General features: G+C 66.2%; 14 protein-coding genes. 9 read left to right on the top strand and 5 right to left on the bottom strand.

Annotated elements, in window-relative coordinates; all coding sequences use genetic code 11:
- The first annotated feature begins 252 nt into the window (after positions 1-252).
- Genes ehuB through ehuA form a run of 4 tightly spaced genes read left to right on the top strand, consistent with a single transcriptional unit; the run spans position 253 to position 3,361 of the window.
- Positions 253-1,146, top strand: coding sequence for an ectoine/hydroxyectoine ABC transporter substrate-binding protein EhuB (gene ehuB / locus ABZ789_RS18870; protein ID WP_358426807.1), 894 nt, complete (start codon positions 253-255; stop codon positions 1,144-1,146).
- Between the two features lie 16 nt (positions 1,147-1,162).
- Positions 1,163-1,897 carry an ectoine/hydroxyectoine ABC transporter permease subunit EhuC gene (gene ehuC, locus ABZ789_RS18865; protein WP_358426804.1) on the top strand — a complete coding sequence of 245 codons (735 nt, stop codon included), beginning with the start codon at positions 1,163-1,165 and terminating at the stop codon, positions 1,895-1,897.
- On the top strand, positions 1,894-2,538 hold the full coding sequence (gene ehuD / locus ABZ789_RS18860) for an ectoine/hydroxyectoine ABC transporter permease subunit EhuD (protein WP_358426801.1): 645 nt from the start codon (positions 1,894-1,896) through the stop codon (positions 2,536-2,538). Before ehuC ends, ehuD begins: the two co-directional genes overlap by 4 nt.
- 58 nt (positions 2,539-2,596) lie before the next feature.
- Complete coding sequence (ehuA, locus tag ABZ789_RS18855; protein ID WP_358426831.1) at positions 2,597-3,361, top strand: ectoine/hydroxyectoine ABC transporter ATP-binding protein EhuA; 765 nt, start codon at positions 2,597-2,599, stop codon at positions 3,359-3,361.
- Between the two features lie 12 nt (positions 3,362-3,373).
- Here ehuA and ABZ789_RS18850 read toward each other — a convergent pair whose 3' ends face one another.
- Complete coding sequence (locus ABZ789_RS18850) at positions 3,374-4,921, bottom strand: adenylate/guanylate cyclase domain-containing protein (RefSeq protein ID WP_358426798.1); 1,548 nt, start codon at positions 4,919-4,921, stop codon at positions 3,374-3,376.
- A gap of 42 nt (positions 4,922-4,963) precedes the next feature.
- Between ABZ789_RS18850 and nucS the strand changes: the two genes are divergently transcribed.
- Entirely contained in the window at positions 4,964-5,638 is a 675-nt protein-coding gene (gene nucS / locus ABZ789_RS18845) for an endonuclease NucS (protein WP_358426795.1), read from the top strand.
- A gap of 2 nt (positions 5,639-5,640) precedes the next feature.
- Positions 5,641-5,964, top strand: a complete 324-nt coding sequence (locus ABZ789_RS18840; RefSeq protein WP_358426792.1) for an ATP/GTP-binding protein — start codon at positions 5,641-5,643, stop codon at positions 5,962-5,964.
- A 46-nt stretch (positions 5,965-6,010) separates the two neighbouring features.
- On the opposite strand, the gene ABZ789_RS18835 is transcribed toward ABZ789_RS18840, so the two are convergent.
- Entirely contained in the window at positions 6,011-7,300 is a 1,290-nt protein-coding gene (locus ABZ789_RS18835; RefSeq protein ID WP_358426789.1) for a hypothetical protein, read from the bottom strand.
- A gap of 82 nt (positions 7,301-7,382) precedes the next feature.
- Complete coding sequence (gene mce, locus ABZ789_RS18830; RefSeq protein ID WP_358426786.1) at positions 7,383-7,868, bottom strand: methylmalonyl-CoA epimerase; 486 nt, start codon at positions 7,866-7,868, stop codon at positions 7,383-7,385.
- Positions 7,869-7,971: 103 nt separating this feature from the next.
- On the opposite strand from mce, the gene ABZ789_RS18825 reads away from it, so the two are divergent.
- From ABZ789_RS18825 to ABZ789_RS18815, 3 genes are all read left to right on the top strand, one after another.
- Positions 7,972-9,162: an acetyl-CoA C-acetyltransferase gene (locus ABZ789_RS18825; protein WP_358426783.1), complete on the top strand. Its 1,191-nt coding sequence runs from the start codon at positions 7,972-7,974 to the stop codon at positions 9,160-9,162.
- Between the two features lie 102 nt (positions 9,163-9,264).
- Complete coding sequence (locus ABZ789_RS18820) at positions 9,265-9,624, top strand: DUF3817 domain-containing protein (RefSeq protein WP_358426780.1); 360 nt, start codon at positions 9,265-9,267, stop codon at positions 9,622-9,624.
- Between the two features lie 117 nt (positions 9,625-9,741).
- Positions 9,742-10,629, top strand: coding sequence for a tetratricopeptide repeat protein (locus ABZ789_RS18815; RefSeq protein WP_358426828.1), 888 nt, complete (start codon positions 9,742-9,744; stop codon positions 10,627-10,629).
- A 58-nt stretch (positions 10,630-10,687) separates the two neighbouring features.
- Here the strand turns inward: ABZ789_RS18815 and ABZ789_RS18810 are convergent, their stop codons facing one another.
- Positions 10,688-12,136, bottom strand: a complete 1,449-nt coding sequence (locus ABZ789_RS18810) for a metallopeptidase (RefSeq protein ID WP_358426777.1) — start codon at positions 12,134-12,136, stop codon at positions 10,688-10,690.
- Positions 12,137-12,164: 28 nt separating this feature from the next.
- Entirely contained in the window at positions 12,165-14,369 is a 2,205-nt protein-coding gene (gene glgB, locus ABZ789_RS18805; protein ID WP_358426825.1) for a 1,4-alpha-glucan branching protein GlgB, read from the bottom strand.
- Positions 14,370-14,371: the final 2 nt, after the last annotated feature.

Genomic DNA, 14,371 nt, shown 5'->3' with positions numbered 1-14,371 from the left:
GAGAACACCCAGCTCACAAGGGCGCGGGCCCTTTTTCAATCACCGACACGGCAACGGGGTCGGTCGACACCTGCCCCTACCAACTGCGAAGAGCCGAATATCAGATCACGAGATGGTAACAAGACCTCTCTGCTCCCGGCTTACCCCCGAGATGTGGGTAACGTCCGCACATGCACGATCCGTACGGTTCGTGCCGATATCGGCGGTGGCGCTCGATCGAGCAGTCGCGGACGACGAGAAGGGGGCGTAGCGATGGGGAAGTCGACGGGAACGAGCGCAGCAAGCAGGATGACGGCGGTGGTCGCCGGCCTGGGGCTTCTCGGAGCGGCGGCTACGGGCTGCACAAGCGTCGACACCGAAGGCGGGGGATCCACACTCGAACGATTGCGAGAGAACGGCACCGTCACGGTCGGATTCGCCGGCGAGGCTCCCTACAGCTTCATGGAGAACGGCGAGCTGACCGGCGCAACGGTCGCTCTGCACCGCGAGATCTTCAAGAACCTGGGAATCGACAACGTCGAAGGCGTGTCCACCGAGTTCGGTGCGCTCATTCCCGGTCTGCAAGCGGGGCGGTTCGACGTAGTGAGTGCAGGCATGTCGATTCTGCCGCAACGCTGTGAGCAGGCGCTGTTCAGCGAGCCCGAGTTCAACTACACGACCGCGCTCATGGTTCCTCGAGGGAACCCCGGGCAGCTCGACGACATGCAATCCATCGCCGACAGCGACGTCCGGATGGCCGTGCTCACCGGTGCGATCGAAGCCGACTACGCATCCGCACTCGGTATCGACGCGATGCAGGTACCGTCTCCACAGGCCGGCATGGATGCAGTCGTCAACGGACGAGCCGACGTCTTCGCGCTCACCGGCATCTCTCTCAACTGGATGAAACAGAACAACGAGGGCGCTCCGGTCGATGTCACGGAATCGTTCGTCGCGGAGATCGACGGTGAACCTCAGGTGGGGGCCGGCGGAACGGTCTTCCGTAAGGAGGACACCGAACTGCGCGACGCATACAACGAGGAACTCGCCAAGATAACGTCGGACCCCCAGAAGTATCTGTCGATCGTCGGGGATTTCGGGTTCACGGAAGCGGAGTTGCCCGATCCGAATCTGACGACCGAGATACTCTGCGAAGGCAATTCCTGAGCCGGATCGAGCCGTCATGGATTTCGTATCCCAACTCGGGTTCCTGTGGGATTCCGTCCCGCAGTTGCTCGACGGTCTGCTGGTCACGGCCGAATTGACCGTCGGGAGTGCCGTATTCGCGTTTCTGCTGGCTGTCGCGCTCGGGTTGTCGGCAGGTGCACGGAACATCGTCCTTCGTGGGAGTGCTCGCGTCGTCATCGAGTTCTTCCGGGGCACTTCGCTTCTCGTGCAACTGTTCTGGCTCTTCTACGTTCTGCCGTTGTTCGGATATCGGCTCGAACCCATCGTGTGCGGGATCCTTGCGCTGGCGCTGAACTACGGCGCCTACGGGGCGGAGGTGGTGCGTGGCGCGATCGCATCGGTCCCGAAGCCACAGTGGGAGGCAGCGACGGCGCTGAACTTCGGCTACTGGCAACGAATGCGGCGAGTGATCTTCCCCCAGGCCTGGGCAGAGATGATTCCGCCCCTGACGAACCTGCTCATCCAGCTGCTCAAGGGTACGGCCCTGGCCAGTTATATCCTCTTGCAGGACCTCACATTCCAGGTCGAGCAGCTTCGCCGGGGGACGGGCGACACGCTCTTCGCTTTCGGTGTGGGGTTGGTTCTGTACTTCGTGCTCGGCTACGTGCTGACCTTGCTCATGAACGCACTCGAGGTGCGGGCCAAGAGTCGCCTCGGCACGGGGCCGACGCTGCGTGAGATCTTCGGTCTTGCTCCCGTATTCGACGAACCGGTGGGGGCGCGGACATGAATGTCGATTGGAGTTGGGAGCGAGCGGCCGAAGCACTTCCGGTGCTGCTCGAGGGTTTCCGGATCACCTTGCTGGCCACGGTTCTAGGGTTCGTGGTGGCCGCGATTCTCGGGCTGGTCGTCGCTATCGCCCGTCGATCGCTTCCGAAGGTCTTCGCCTCCGCGTTGTCCGCCGTTGTGCAGTTCATTCGCCTCACGCCACTCGTGGTGCAGCTGCTGTTCGTCTACTACTTGCTTCCGCAGTTCAGTGCGCTCCAGATCGGAATCACCGTACTGGGAATCCACTACTCGACGTACATGGCAGAGGTCTACCGGGCGGGCATCGACGCGGTGCCCAAGGGGCAGTGGGAAGCCTGCCGTGCGCTGTCGCTCTCACCGCTGCGCACCTGGCGGGCGGTGATCCTCCCGCAGGCCGTGCGCCGGGTCGTACCTGCACTGGGCAATTATGCGATCTCCCTGTTCAAGGACACGCCCTTCCTGTTCACCATCTCCGTGGTGGAAATGGTGACGGCCGCACAGCAGTTCGGGGCGCGCAACTTCCAGTATCTCGAACCACTCACCTTGGCCGGCTTGATCTTCCTCGTCGCCAGCTACCCGACGTCGTTGCTCGTCCGCCGATTGGAGCGTCGCCTTGCCTACTGAGATGAACAAGGAAACCGTCGCCGAGGGGCCCCGGCACGCAGCCACATCGGACGGATCGATGATCCGATTCGATTCCGTCGTCAAGCGATACGGCGACCATGTGGTCCTCGACCACCTCGACTTCACCGTGACGGCGGGCGAGCGGGTCACCTTGATCGGTCCGAGCGGGTCGGGAAAGACGACCATTCTCCGCCTGCTCATGACGCTCGAGAAGATCGACGACGGTGTGGTGTGGGTAAAGGGTGAACCACTTACGCACGAGCTGAAGGGTTCACGTCTGGTTCCTGCATCCGAGCGTTATCTCCGGTCGAGGCGGCGCAGCATCGGCATGGTCTTCCAGCAGTTCAACCTCTTCCCCAACATGAATGTCATGGAGAACCTCACCGAGGCGCCGGTTCACGTGCTCGGCCGCAGCAAGTCCGACGCACAGGACCGTGCACGGGAACTGCTCGCGATGGTCGGTCTGTCCGACAAGGAGAACGCGCATCCCACACATTTGTCGGGTGGTCAGCAGCAGCGGGTCGCGATCGCGCGTGCCCTCGCGATGGATCCCGAGATCCTGTTGCTCGACGAGGTCACGTCGGCACTCGATCCCGAACTCGTCGCAGACGTGCTGGATGTTCTCCGCACGATCGCCGAGACGACGGACATCACGATGCTGATCGTGACGCACGAGATGCAATTTGCCCGGGACGTCTCCGACCGTGTGCTGATGTTCGATCGAGGACGCATCGTGGAAGAGGGTACTCCCGAACGGATCTTCACCGACCCGCGGGAAGAGCGCACCCGAAAGTTCCTCGACGCGGTACTGGCAAACGAGTGAGGTGGAGGAACGTCAATCCTCGCGAGGAACTGCCAGCAGTGTCGGCTCGGTCCGGCCGCGCAGGACGACCTCCTCGCCTGATTTCCAGCGGATCCGTTCGTCGTCCGGGGCGAGATCTACTGTGCGCGCCGATGCCGCCACGTATCCGGGGATGGTCTTCGCGAGATCGGACAGTCTCGCCGCTTCGTTGACCGGATCACCGATCACCGTGTACTCGAAGCGCTCCTGCGCACCGATGTTTCCGGCGACTGCGCGACCGGCCGTGACGCCGATGCCCGCGCGGCACTCCGGCACCTCCTCGGCCAGACGCCGCGCCATCCTCCTCGCGGCACCGAGCGCGTAACCGGCGGCGTTGTCGAGGGCGACCGGTGCCCCGAAGATCGCGAGCGCCGCGTCGCCCTCGAACTTGTTGACGAATCCGTCGGCGGCGTGCACTTCCTCGACCACGACAGCGAAGAACCGGTTGAGCAGGGCCACGACATCTGTGGGCGGGCGACTGGCGGCCAACGCGGTGGAACCGACGATGTCCACGAACAACACCGCGACGTCTCGTTCCTCTCCGCCGAGGACGCCCGGATTGGCCAGTGCCGCGGCTGCGACATCCCGCCCGACGTGTCTACCGAACACGTCGCGCAACCTTTCGCGCTCGCGCAGCCCCTCGGCCATCCGATTGAATCCGGTCTGCAACTGCCCCAGTTCGGTTCCGTCGTACACGACGACCGCGGTGTCGAAGTCGCCCGCTGCGATGCGTTTCATACCGGCACGTACGGATTCGATCGGTGCGATGGTCGACCGGATGGTGAGGAACATCAGTAGCGAACCGGTGAGCAGACCCAGACCACCGATAGCGAGGATCGTGATCGCCAGTCGCACGGAGGTGACGGGACGGATGAAGCTGAACACCGCGATGACGATCAGGCCGACGACAGGCACAGCGCTACCGAGCGCCCATGCGAGCATGACCCGTCCTGTGGTGCCGGCGAGACGGGGACGATGAGGTGTGCCGGCCTCGAGGGCCCGAGCAGAGATCGGGCGCAGCGCGAATTCGGTGAACATGTAGGCGAATCCGCACACGGTGACGCCCGCGAGAGTGATCGTCAACGCGACCTTCGGGATCGTCTGCGGGTCGATGACCCCGAAACTCGTGGTGAACAGGATCAGACCGACGAACCACAGTGCGCCCTGCTGAAGGGTGGTACGCCAGGGCATGCGCAGTGCGACTCGCTGTTCCTGCGGGGTGGGAGGGCGATTCTCGAGCGCCCAGCGCAGCCTGCGGAGGGTCGCTCGTGTGCCCAAGACCGAGCCGATCACGACGGCCGAGATCACGTAGACCGGAGCGAGGACCGCCGTGACGACGAGGAAGTCGGTTGTCAGCACGGACGGACCCGGGATCACGACGTTGATCAGCGCTGCCACGATGAGAGCGCCGATGAGGTGCGTGCCGATCAGCGACAACGTCAGCAGGGTCTGGATCCTGATGCGTTGGCGCCGGATCGGTTCGGCAGGCTCTCCCAGGAGCACCGAACCGAGCGGGGCCGCGTGACGACTGCGTGTGGGCATGGTCGTTCGAGACTAGTCGAGTCGATCCTCTAGGGTGGCTGTGTGCGTCTTGTGATTGCCCGTTGCCGTGTGGACTACATCGGACGCCTGACGGCTCATCTGCCGACGGCCCGACGTCTCCTTTTGGTCAAGGCCGACGGTTCGGTGAGCGTTCACGCCGACGACCGCGCCTACAAGCCTCTGAACTGGATGAGCCCACCCTGCTGGCTCGAGGAGGAATCGGCCGAAGATGCCGAGGCTCTATGGGTGGTCACGAACAAGGCCGGCGAGCAGCTGCGGATCACTCTCGAAGAGGTCGACCACGATTCGAGTCACGAACTCGGTGTGGATCCCGGGCTGATCAAAGACGGCGTCGAGGCGCACCTTCAAGAGCTGCTCGCCGAACACGTGGAAACCCTGGGTAGCGGGTTCACGCTGATCCGGCGGGAGTACCCGACGGCGATCGGACCGGTGGACCTGCTGTGCCGGGACGCCGACGGCGCGACCGTCGCGGTCGAGGTGAAGCGTCGCGGCGAGATCGACGGCGTGGAGCAGCTCACCCGCTACCTCGAGCTCCTCAACCGGGATCCGCTGCTCGCTCCGGTCACCGGCGTATTCGCAGCCCAGCAGATCAAGCCGCAGGCACGGACTTTGGCCACGGATCGTGGCATCCGCTGTCTCGTTCTCGACTACGAGGCACTGCGCGGCACCGAGAGCACCGAGTTCAGATTGTTCTGATCGTGCCGCGCCGCAACAGATCCCGCACCGGTCGCAAGCGCGCCGGAAACTCCGCCGATCCCCCGACCTATATCGGGGCGACGGCTCGCACGGAGAACGGCCCCGCGGGCGCAGAGGGGGAGCGGTTCACGGTGCGGACCGTTCCGGGCTCACGCGCTACCAAACCGTATCGATGCCCGGGCTGCGATCACGAGATCGCGCCGGGCACGCCGCACGTCGTCGCATGGCCGACCGACGCCCTCGGTGGGGCGGAAGACCGCCGGCATTGGCACAACGGGTGCTGGTCGGGCAGGGGAACGCGCCGCCCCACCCGACGTTGGTCGTAGTCGCCGCAGAACTGTCGGCGGACGCGGCGCGGACCGGTCGGCACCGTCAGTTGCGAACTTTGCTGGCCACCGCGGGCGATCGACCCTGAGCACCGGCACCCACCGCTGACGGGCGGTTCGGCGCTGCGGCATTCGGCGTGCGGGGGCCGGGCGCCGAGCCCTGCGCGGTGTTCGGTTGTGCTGCCGCGTTCGGCCCGCCGGTCGAGCCCGGTCGGCGGTTCCGGTCCTCACCCGGCCGCGGGTTGCCGGTTTGCGGACGTCGTGCGGTGTTGTCTGCCTGTGGCATCTGTGCGGTCTTGTCTGCCTGTGGCACGCGAGCAGTCTCGTTCGTTTGCGGGCGCGGAGTTTCGTCCGCGTCCACCTCGCCTGCATTCACGGCATCTGTGGTTTCGGCTTCGGTGGGTCCGTCATCCTCGGAGGCCTTCTTATCGCGCGGAGCGCCGAGCACCGTCGTGCGAGGCTCGTCGAGCGAAATATCCCGATCGAGCAACTCGCCTTCGCGGTTGATCGCCGCGAGCAGCGTCGGCACGTCGTCGAGCTGTTCCCGAACGGCATGGAGCTGGCCGAGGATACGTCCGCGCAGCACACGCAGTTCCTCGGTGAGGTCGCGCGCGTTTGCGACCTTGCGTTCGGACTGCTCGGTGGCGCGGGTGAGCCGCCGTTCTGCCTCCTGCGTCGCCTGTTCGACGCGGCGCTCGGCTTCGGCCTTGCTCGTCCGTTCGAGCTCGTCGAGAGCACCGAGCAGCTTGGAGCGGCGTTCGGCCATGGTGATCTCGAAGTCCTGCTGTACCTGCTCACGCTTGTCCGCGGCCTCGGCGGCGAGACGCTCCGCCTCTGCACGGGCTGCGGCCACGATCCGGTCGGCCTCGGCGCGGGCTGCGGTCATCGTTCGTTCGTGTTCCGCAGCAAAGGCGACACGGGTGTCCTCGAGCTCGGCGAGCTTCTTCTCGTAGTCGCCCCGAAGACGGATGCCTTCCTGCTCTGCGAGCGAGATCATCTCGGCAGCGTCGGCTTCGGCACGGGCACGCAGCTCAGACGCCTCGTCGGACGCGAGACGCAGCATCCGGGAGATGCGGTCGCTCATCCCTTCGGCGGTGGTGGGAGGCACGGACAGCCGGTCGACGTCCTTACGCAGCTCGTCGATCTCGTTGCGGGCGTTCTCGAGCTGGCGCGCCAGATCCCGTGCCTGCGCAGCGGCTGCATCGCGGTCGGTGGCGGTTACGCGCAGTTCGGCTTCGAAGCGGGCGAAGTAGTTGGTCACCTCGTCGCGGTCGAAGCCCTTCCGCACGATGGAGAACGGCAGGTGGCTGGGTACGCGATCACGATCGAAGACCATGGAGACAATCTACCCGTTGGATGTGGGTACGAGCCGGTGCGCTCCCGACCGATACACGGGCGGGGCGCACCGGGACGGATTGTCAGTGAGCGGGATGCGCTGCGGGTTCGACGAGTTCGACGAGAACGCCGCCCGCATCCTTCGGGTGCACGAAATTGATGCGCGAATCCGCGGTGCCGCGACGGGGGGCGTCGTACAGCAACCGGACACCGCGCTCGCGCAATGCCGCGGAGACCGCGTCGAGGTCGGACACACGGTAGGCGAGCTGCTGCAGGCCGGGGCCGCTGCGGTCGAGGAACTTGGCGATCGTCGAGTTCTCGTTCAAGGGAGCGAGCAACTGGATCTGCGTAGCGCCCTCCGGGCTGCCCGGGACGGCAAGCATCGCCTCACGCACGCCTTGCTCCTCGTTGACCTCCTCATGAGTGGAGACGAGGCCGAGGTTCTCGGCGTACCAGGTGAGTGCTGCATCCAGATCGGGAACCGCGATGCCGACGTGATCGATGGCAGTGACGAGTCCGGAAGCGAGGACGGGTGCTGCCGAAGATGATGTGGGAGAGGTCTCGGTCATGCTCTAGACGGTAGCGGTACCGTTGGGTGCACTCCTATCGGGATTCAGGTGGATACCCGAGTGGAGTTCCCGAACAAATGCCGATCTCCCGGAGGAATGTCCCGTGAGCAGTTCTGTCATCGTCGCCGGAGCCCGTACGCCCATGGGGCGCCTGCAGGGCTCGCTCAAGGATTTCTCCGGATCCGATCTCGGTGGCGTCGCGATCGCCGGTGCGCTCGAGCGCGCCGGTGTGGCTCCTGAGCAGGTCGAATACGTGATCATGGGGCAGGTCCTCACCGCCGGTGCCGGTCAGATCCCGGCCCGTCAGGCAGCGGTCGCCGCCGGTATCCCGATGGACGTCCCGGCGCTCACTATCAACAAGGTGTGTCTGTCCGGCATCAATGCGATCGCGATGGCCGATCAGCTCATCCGTGCGGGCGAGTTCGACGTCGTCGTCGCCGGCGGCCAGGAGTCGATGAGCCAGGCACCGCACATGCTCGAGAAGTCCCGCGCCGGCTTCAAGTACGGCGACGTGACCCTGCGCGACCACATGGCTTACGACGGCCTGCACGACATCTTCACCGACCAGGCGATGGGCAACCTCACCGAGTCGGCCAACTCCGGCGACCGGTTCGTCTCCCGCGAGGAGCAGGACGCCTTCGCTGCAGCCTCGCACCAGAATGCCGCCCGCGCCTGGAAGGACGGCCTGTTCGAGGACGAGGTCGTGCCGGTATCGATCCCGCAGCGCAAGGGCGACCCGATCGTATTCGCCGCCGACGAAGGCATCCGCCCGGAGACCACCACCGAGTCCCTCGGTGCCCTGCGGCCGGCCTTCTCCAAGGACGGCACCGTCACCGCCGGTTCCGCCTCCCAGATCTCGGACGGTGCGGCCGCGGTCGTGGTCATGAGCAAGGCGAAGGCAGAAGAACTCGGGCTGAGCTGGCTCGCGGAGATCGGCCGGCACGGCGTCGTCGCCGGACCGGACTCGACGCTGCAGTCGCAACCGGCACGGGCGATCGCACAGGCATGCGAGCGTGAGGGCATCGATCCGAAGGATCTCGATCTCGTCGAGATCAACGAGGCGTTCGCTGCGGTGGGCATCGTGTCCGCTCGCGAACTGGGCATCGATCCCGCGAAGGTGAACGTCAACGGCGGCGCGATCGCGCTCGGCCACCCGCTGGGCATGTCGGGTGCGCGCATCGTGCTGCACCTCGCCCTCGAGTTGAAGCGTCGCGGTGGCGGCGTCGGTGCTGCCGCCCTGTGCGGGGGTGGCGGTCAGGGCGACGCGCTCATCGTGCGGGTTCCCGAGAACTGATCCGCCCGTAGAGCGGATCGCGGCCCCGGCGCAAACGCGCCGGGGCCGTGATGTATCTCACGGAACTACGGGGTGTCGTAGACCTTTCGGCACAATGGCGGCATGACCAGAATCCTCGACGTGTCCACCCCCGCGAAGCGCTTTCGACTGATTGCCATCTGGGAGGCTGTGACCTGGCTCGCCCTCCTGATCGCCATGTTCTTCAAGTGGGTGCTGGGCTACGAGGAAGCAATCGCGATTCCGGGCATGGTGCACGGCGTGGCCGGCTTCATCCCGTTCGTGCTCATCTCGTTCGTCACTGCTTTCGCGCTGAAGTGGGACCTGAAGACGACCTTCCTCGCGCTCGTCTCGAGCGTGCCTCCCTTCGGCACGATCGTCTTCGAACGCTGGGCGGTGCGTACCGGCCGCCTCGCAGAGCTGTCCGCTCCCGGAACCCGCGAAGAAGTCGCAGCGACCGCCTGACCTCGCCCGCGGTCTGCTGCCGGACCGCACAGCGCGATGCCCACCACTCGTGACAAACTGGTGGACGTGACTCGACCCGGTTCCCGCCCCGCACGTTCTGCCGCCGTTGCCGCGGCGATGTCCGGCGCGGTGGATCTCTCACCGCTCAAGGAGAGAGCCGCCGCGCCGCCTCCGCCTCCGCCCGGTGGCGACGGCGCCGCCCCCGGCGCCCTCGCCCCGATCGTGGACGTCACCGAAGCGACGTTCGAGACCGAGGTGCTGCAGCGATCCATGCAGGTGCCCGTGATAGTCGACTTGTGGGCGACCTGGTGTGAGCCGTGCAAGCAACTCTCGCCCGTCCTCGAGAAACTCGCGAACGAGGCAGGCGGCTCGTGGGTTCTCGCGAAGGTCGACGTCGACGCGAACCCGCGTATCGCCCAGGCCTTCGGTGTCCAGTCGGTACCGACGGTGGTCGCGATCGCAGCGGGGCAGCCGCTCGCCGACTTCCAGGGTGTCCAGCCCGAACCGGCGCTGCGACAGTGGCTCGATGCCATCCAGAATGCCGTGGCCGGCAAGCTGTCGGGTCCTCCCGGCGCCGAGCCCGAGGAACAGCCCGCCGATCCGCGTTTCGAAGCCGCCGAACAAGCCCTCGAGAACGGTGACTTCGAGGGTGCCGAGGCGGCCTACCAGCTCGTCCTGAACTCCGAACCCGGCAACACCGAGGCGCAGGCTGCGCTGCGCCAGGTGCGTTTCCTCGCCCGGGCGAGCAACGCACCGGCCGATGCGATCGAGCGCGCAGATGCCGCGCCCGGCGACCTCGAGGCACAGTTCGTGGCGGCGGACGCCGAACTGCTTTCACAGCAGCCGGAGGCGGCATTCGGCCGTCTCATCGAGTTCGTGCGTCGCAGCGCCGGAGACGAGCGGACCGCCGCTCGCACCCGGCTCGTCGAACTCTTCGAGTTGTTCGACGCAGCAGATCCCGTCGTGGTGGCGTCACGTCGCAAGCTCGCCCTGGCACTGTACTGACGGTCCGTAGAAGGCTGTACCGGCCGCTCGCCCGCGATGGGGGGCGGCCGGTTCGGTCTCAGCGGTAACGGCCTGTGCAGGCGGCTTCGCCACCGAGCACCCCGGAGCGGAAGGCATCCACCCGGGAGAAGCCGCTCGGCACGGTGTTGCCGTTGAGGTCGCTCGCCGCGAGACCATCGGTGAGCAGGCCCGAGACCGCTTCGTCGAGGTCGCCGGGGGATAACCACACCAGCACCTCGGAAGGGTCGACCTTCGACGTAACGGTGCTCCCCGGACTCAGTGCCGCGCTGATCGCCCCCGACAGGCAGGCCGCCCGCAGGGCGGTGCGGGGTTCGGTGAGCGACTGACCCGCTTCCTTCTGCACCGCGAGTGCGTACCGGGAGGCGACGAGGACGTAGGCGTTGTAATCGCCGCGTACGCCGGAATCGGACCCGCCGCCCTCGGAGGCGGCCTCACCCCGCTCAGTAAGCGCCTCGAGGTCCACACTCACCGTGTTCGTCGCGGGGCAGTACGACACAGGCGAGGTTGCCCGGGCGTCGGGACAGTCGAGGTCGACGCCGGTCATGTCGAGCCGGGGGCGGGGCTCGAGGTCGAATACCTGGTGGAACGATTCGAAGATCATCTCGACGGCCTCGCCCGTGACCGGGAGCTCACCGTCGTCCTCGCCGGTGCCGTACTGCGGCAGATCGGCGCGACGTGACTCGATCTCGGCAGCGTCGATGCGCGCGCACGCGGCCGCTCCGTCGGTGAATCCGATCTGCACGGCCGTGACGCGTTCGAAGGCCGAGCCGTGGATCGAGTCCGGATCATTCGGATCGACGTCGCGGAAGAACACCATCGAGGCGAGTACGTTGTTGAGGCCGTCCGAGGTGTCGAGCCGGAAGTGCGTTGCCCGGTCTTCCGCGACGTGCCGCATGAAGGCACCGGCGAAGCAGTCGGCCTGCTGCTCGAAGACGATGCCGGGATCGTCCTCGGCAACCAGTCCCGCCGAGTGCTGGACGGCGTGCCCGTATTCGTGCGCCAGGACGGTCACCGCCGCCATCGGACCGAAATTGTCGATCAATTGTGGCATGAGGACTGTGCGGTCCCATCCGATCTCATTGCCACCACTGCAGTAGGCCGCGTTGACGAAGTCGAAGGTGGGGTTGCCGCAGAATCGCGGCCCCCTCCGTTCGGAAGGATCCCACGAGATGATCGTGTCGACCGGACGGAAGGCGCCCCGGGCGACGGAACCGAACTCCTGTCGCCAGTACTCCTCGATGTCCGCGATCGCGTTGCCGGCGAGAATGTCGACGGGACCACCGTCGGTGTTCTCGATGTCCACGTCCGCATCGGGGACGCCGCTGCGCGGACCGGACGCTCCGGAGGTGACGGGCAGGCCCGCCACCGTGAACGGATTGTCGTAGATCGAAACCGCCGTTCCTTCGATCTGCTGGGCGCAACCCGCCAGCAGGATGACGGTCAGTGCGGGCACCACCAGTCGCGTGAACCGGTGAGTCCGTCCCATCTCGTGGTGCTCCTGTCGTCGGGCAGCGTCACCTTCGCAACGAGAGCCAGATCGCTCCGTGCGCAGGCAAGGTCACCCGAGCCGACGCGGGACGTCCGTGCCACGAATGTTCCTCCGCCTCCACGGCGCCGAAGTTGCCCGCTCCGTTTCCCTGGTAGTCGGTCGCGTCCGTGTTGAGGACTTCCTCCCACGTGCCCGGTTCGGGCAATCCGACACGATAGTCCGCGTAGGTGGTGCCCGAAAAGTTCTGCAGGCACGCGAGCACCGAACCGTCGCTGCCGTAGCGCAGGAAGGACAGGACATTGTTGTGCGCGTCGTTCGCGTCGATCCACGAGAAGCCACCCGGAGTCGTGTCGAGGGTGTACAGCGCAGGATGCGAGCGGTAGATGCCGTTCAGGTCGCACATCAGGCGACGGATGCCGGCGTGGAGTGGCTCGTCGAGCTGCCACCAGTCGAGTCCGCGTTCCTCCGACCACTCGGCGACCTGCCCGAACTCCTGACCCATGAACAGCAACTGCTTACCGGGATGGGCCCACATGTACGCGAGCATCGAACGCAGACCCGCCGCGCGAGTCGCATCGTCGCCGGGTAGTCGCGTCCACAGCGTGCCCTTGCCGTGCACGACCTCGTCGTGGCTGATCGGCAGTACGAAGTTCTCGCTCCACGCGTACACGAGGGAGAAGGTGACCTCATGGTGGTGGTAGGTGCGGTGGACCGCGTCGCGGCGGAGATAGCCGAGCGTGTCGTGCATCCAGCCCATGTTCCACTTCATGCTGAAACCGAGTCCCCCGACGTTCGTCGAGCGCGTCACGCCGGGCCACGACGTCGACTCCTCGGCGACGGTGACGATGCCCGGATAGTGCTTGTGCACCGTGGCGTTGAGTTCCTGCAGGAACGCCACGGCCTCGAGGTTCTCCCGGCCACCGTAGATGTTGGGGGTCCAGCCACCCTCGGGACGTGAGTAGTCGAGATACAACATCGAGGCGACGGCATCGACGCGCAGGCCGTCGATGTGGAACTCCTCGATCCAGTACAGCGCGTTGGCCACGAGGAAGTTGCGGACCTCCGGCCGGCCGTAGTCGAACACGTAGGTGCCCCAGTCCAGTTGCTCACCGCGGCGCGGGTCGGGATGTTCGTACTGGGGGCTGCCGTCGAACCGCGCGAGGGCCCACTCGTCCTTCGGGAAATGAGCCGGCACCCAGTCCATGATCACGCCGATCCCGGCGGCGTGGAGCCGGTCGACGAAGGCCCGGAACTCGTCGGGAGTGCCGAATCGTGCGGTGGGAGCGTAGTAGGAGGTGACCTGGTATCCCCATGAACCGCCGAAGGGATGCTCGGCGACCGGCAGCAACTCGACGTGTGTGAAACCGGTCTCGAGGATGTACTCGGCGAGTTGGTCGGCCAGTTCGAGATAGTTCAGGCCCGGACGCCACGACCCGAGGTGCACCTCGTAGACCGACATCGGTTCCTGCCAGGGCTGTGACCTCTCGCGGGCGGCGATCCAATCCTCGTCGTGCCAGACGTACCGGCTCTCGGTGACCTTGGACGCCGTCGCCGGTGGCACCTCCGTCGCGAATGCCATGGGATCGGCCTTGTCGCGGATCGAACCGTCGCGGCCGTGCACCCGGTACTTGTAGAGTGCGCCAGGTTCGATGCCGGGTACGAAGACCTCCCAGACGCCGCTCGAGCCGAGCACACGCATCGGGGCGGTGCGTCCACCCCAGCCGTCGAAGTCACCCACGACCGTGACCCCTCGTGCGCCCGGCGCCCAGACGGCGAACGACGTGCCCGTCACCGGACCGTCCGGAGTCTCGTAGGTCCGCGGATGCGCGCCGAGGGCCTCCCACAGACGTTCGTGGCGGCCCTCGCTCAGCAGGTGCCGGTCGAGTTCGCCCAGCGTCGGCATGAACCGATAGCCGTCCGCGACGATCTCGACGTGATCGAACGGATAAGTCACCACGAGGCGGTAGTCGGCGAGATCGAACACCGGGATCAATGCGCTGAAGACGTCGGCGCCGACCGGCTCCAGCGGATGGTCGCGCCCACCGATACGTGCGGCGACCTTCTCCGCTCCGGGTCGCAACGCCCGGATGACCGTCCCCTCCGGATGCGGGTGGGCACCGAGCACCGCGTGGGGATCGTGGTGCTCGCCGGCGGCGAGCAGAGCAAGATCCTCCGGCCGGGGACTGTGGCGTCGGCGCGGCGCATCGGCGCCCGAGGTCGGGGGCGGCACGG

Origin of the sequence: Rhodococcus sp. NPDC047139, assembly GCF_040643435.1 — a bacterium.
GTDB lineage: Bacteria > Actinomycetota > Actinomycetes > Mycobacteriales > Mycobacteriaceae > Rhodococcus.
The sequence above is the reverse complement of the archived record's forward strand: the minus strand, read 5'-3'. Positions and strand labels throughout refer to the sequence as shown.

Coding starts and splice junctions, on each gene's coding strand:
- ABZ789_RS18815 (WP_358426828.1), top strand. CDS start 9,742: ATGTCCGGCGCGGTGGATCTCTCACCGCTCAAGGAGAGAGCCGCCGCG.
- mce (WP_358426786.1), bottom strand. CDS start 7,868: ATGACCGAGACCTCTCCCACATCATCTTCGGCAGCACCCGTCCTCGCT.
- ABZ789_RS18810 (WP_358426777.1), bottom strand. CDS start 12,136: ATGGGACGGACTCACCGGTTCACGCGACTGGTGGTGCCCGCACTGACC.
- ehuC (WP_358426804.1), top strand. CDS start 1,163: ATGGATTTCGTATCCCAACTCGGGTTCCTGTGGGATTCCGTCCCGCAG.
- ehuD (WP_358426801.1), top strand. CDS start 1,894: ATGAATGTCGATTGGAGTTGGGAGCGAGCGGCCGAAGCACTTCCGGTG.
- ABZ789_RS18835 (WP_358426789.1), bottom strand. CDS start 7,300: ATGGTCTTCGATCGTGATCGCGTACCCAGCCACCTGCCGTTCTCCATC.
- ehuA (WP_358426831.1), top strand. CDS start 2,597: ATGATCCGATTCGATTCCGTCGTCAAGCGATACGGCGACCATGTGGTC.
- ABZ789_RS18850 (WP_358426798.1), bottom strand. CDS start 4,921: ATGCCCACACGCAGTCGTCACGCGGCCCCGCTCGGTTCGGTGCTCCTG.
- ehuB (WP_358426807.1), top strand. CDS start 253: ATGGGGAAGTCGACGGGAACGAGCGCAGCAAGCAGGATGACGGCGGTG.
- ABZ789_RS18820 (WP_358426780.1), top strand. CDS start 9,265: ATGACCAGAATCCTCGACGTGTCCACCCCCGCGAAGCGCTTTCGACTG.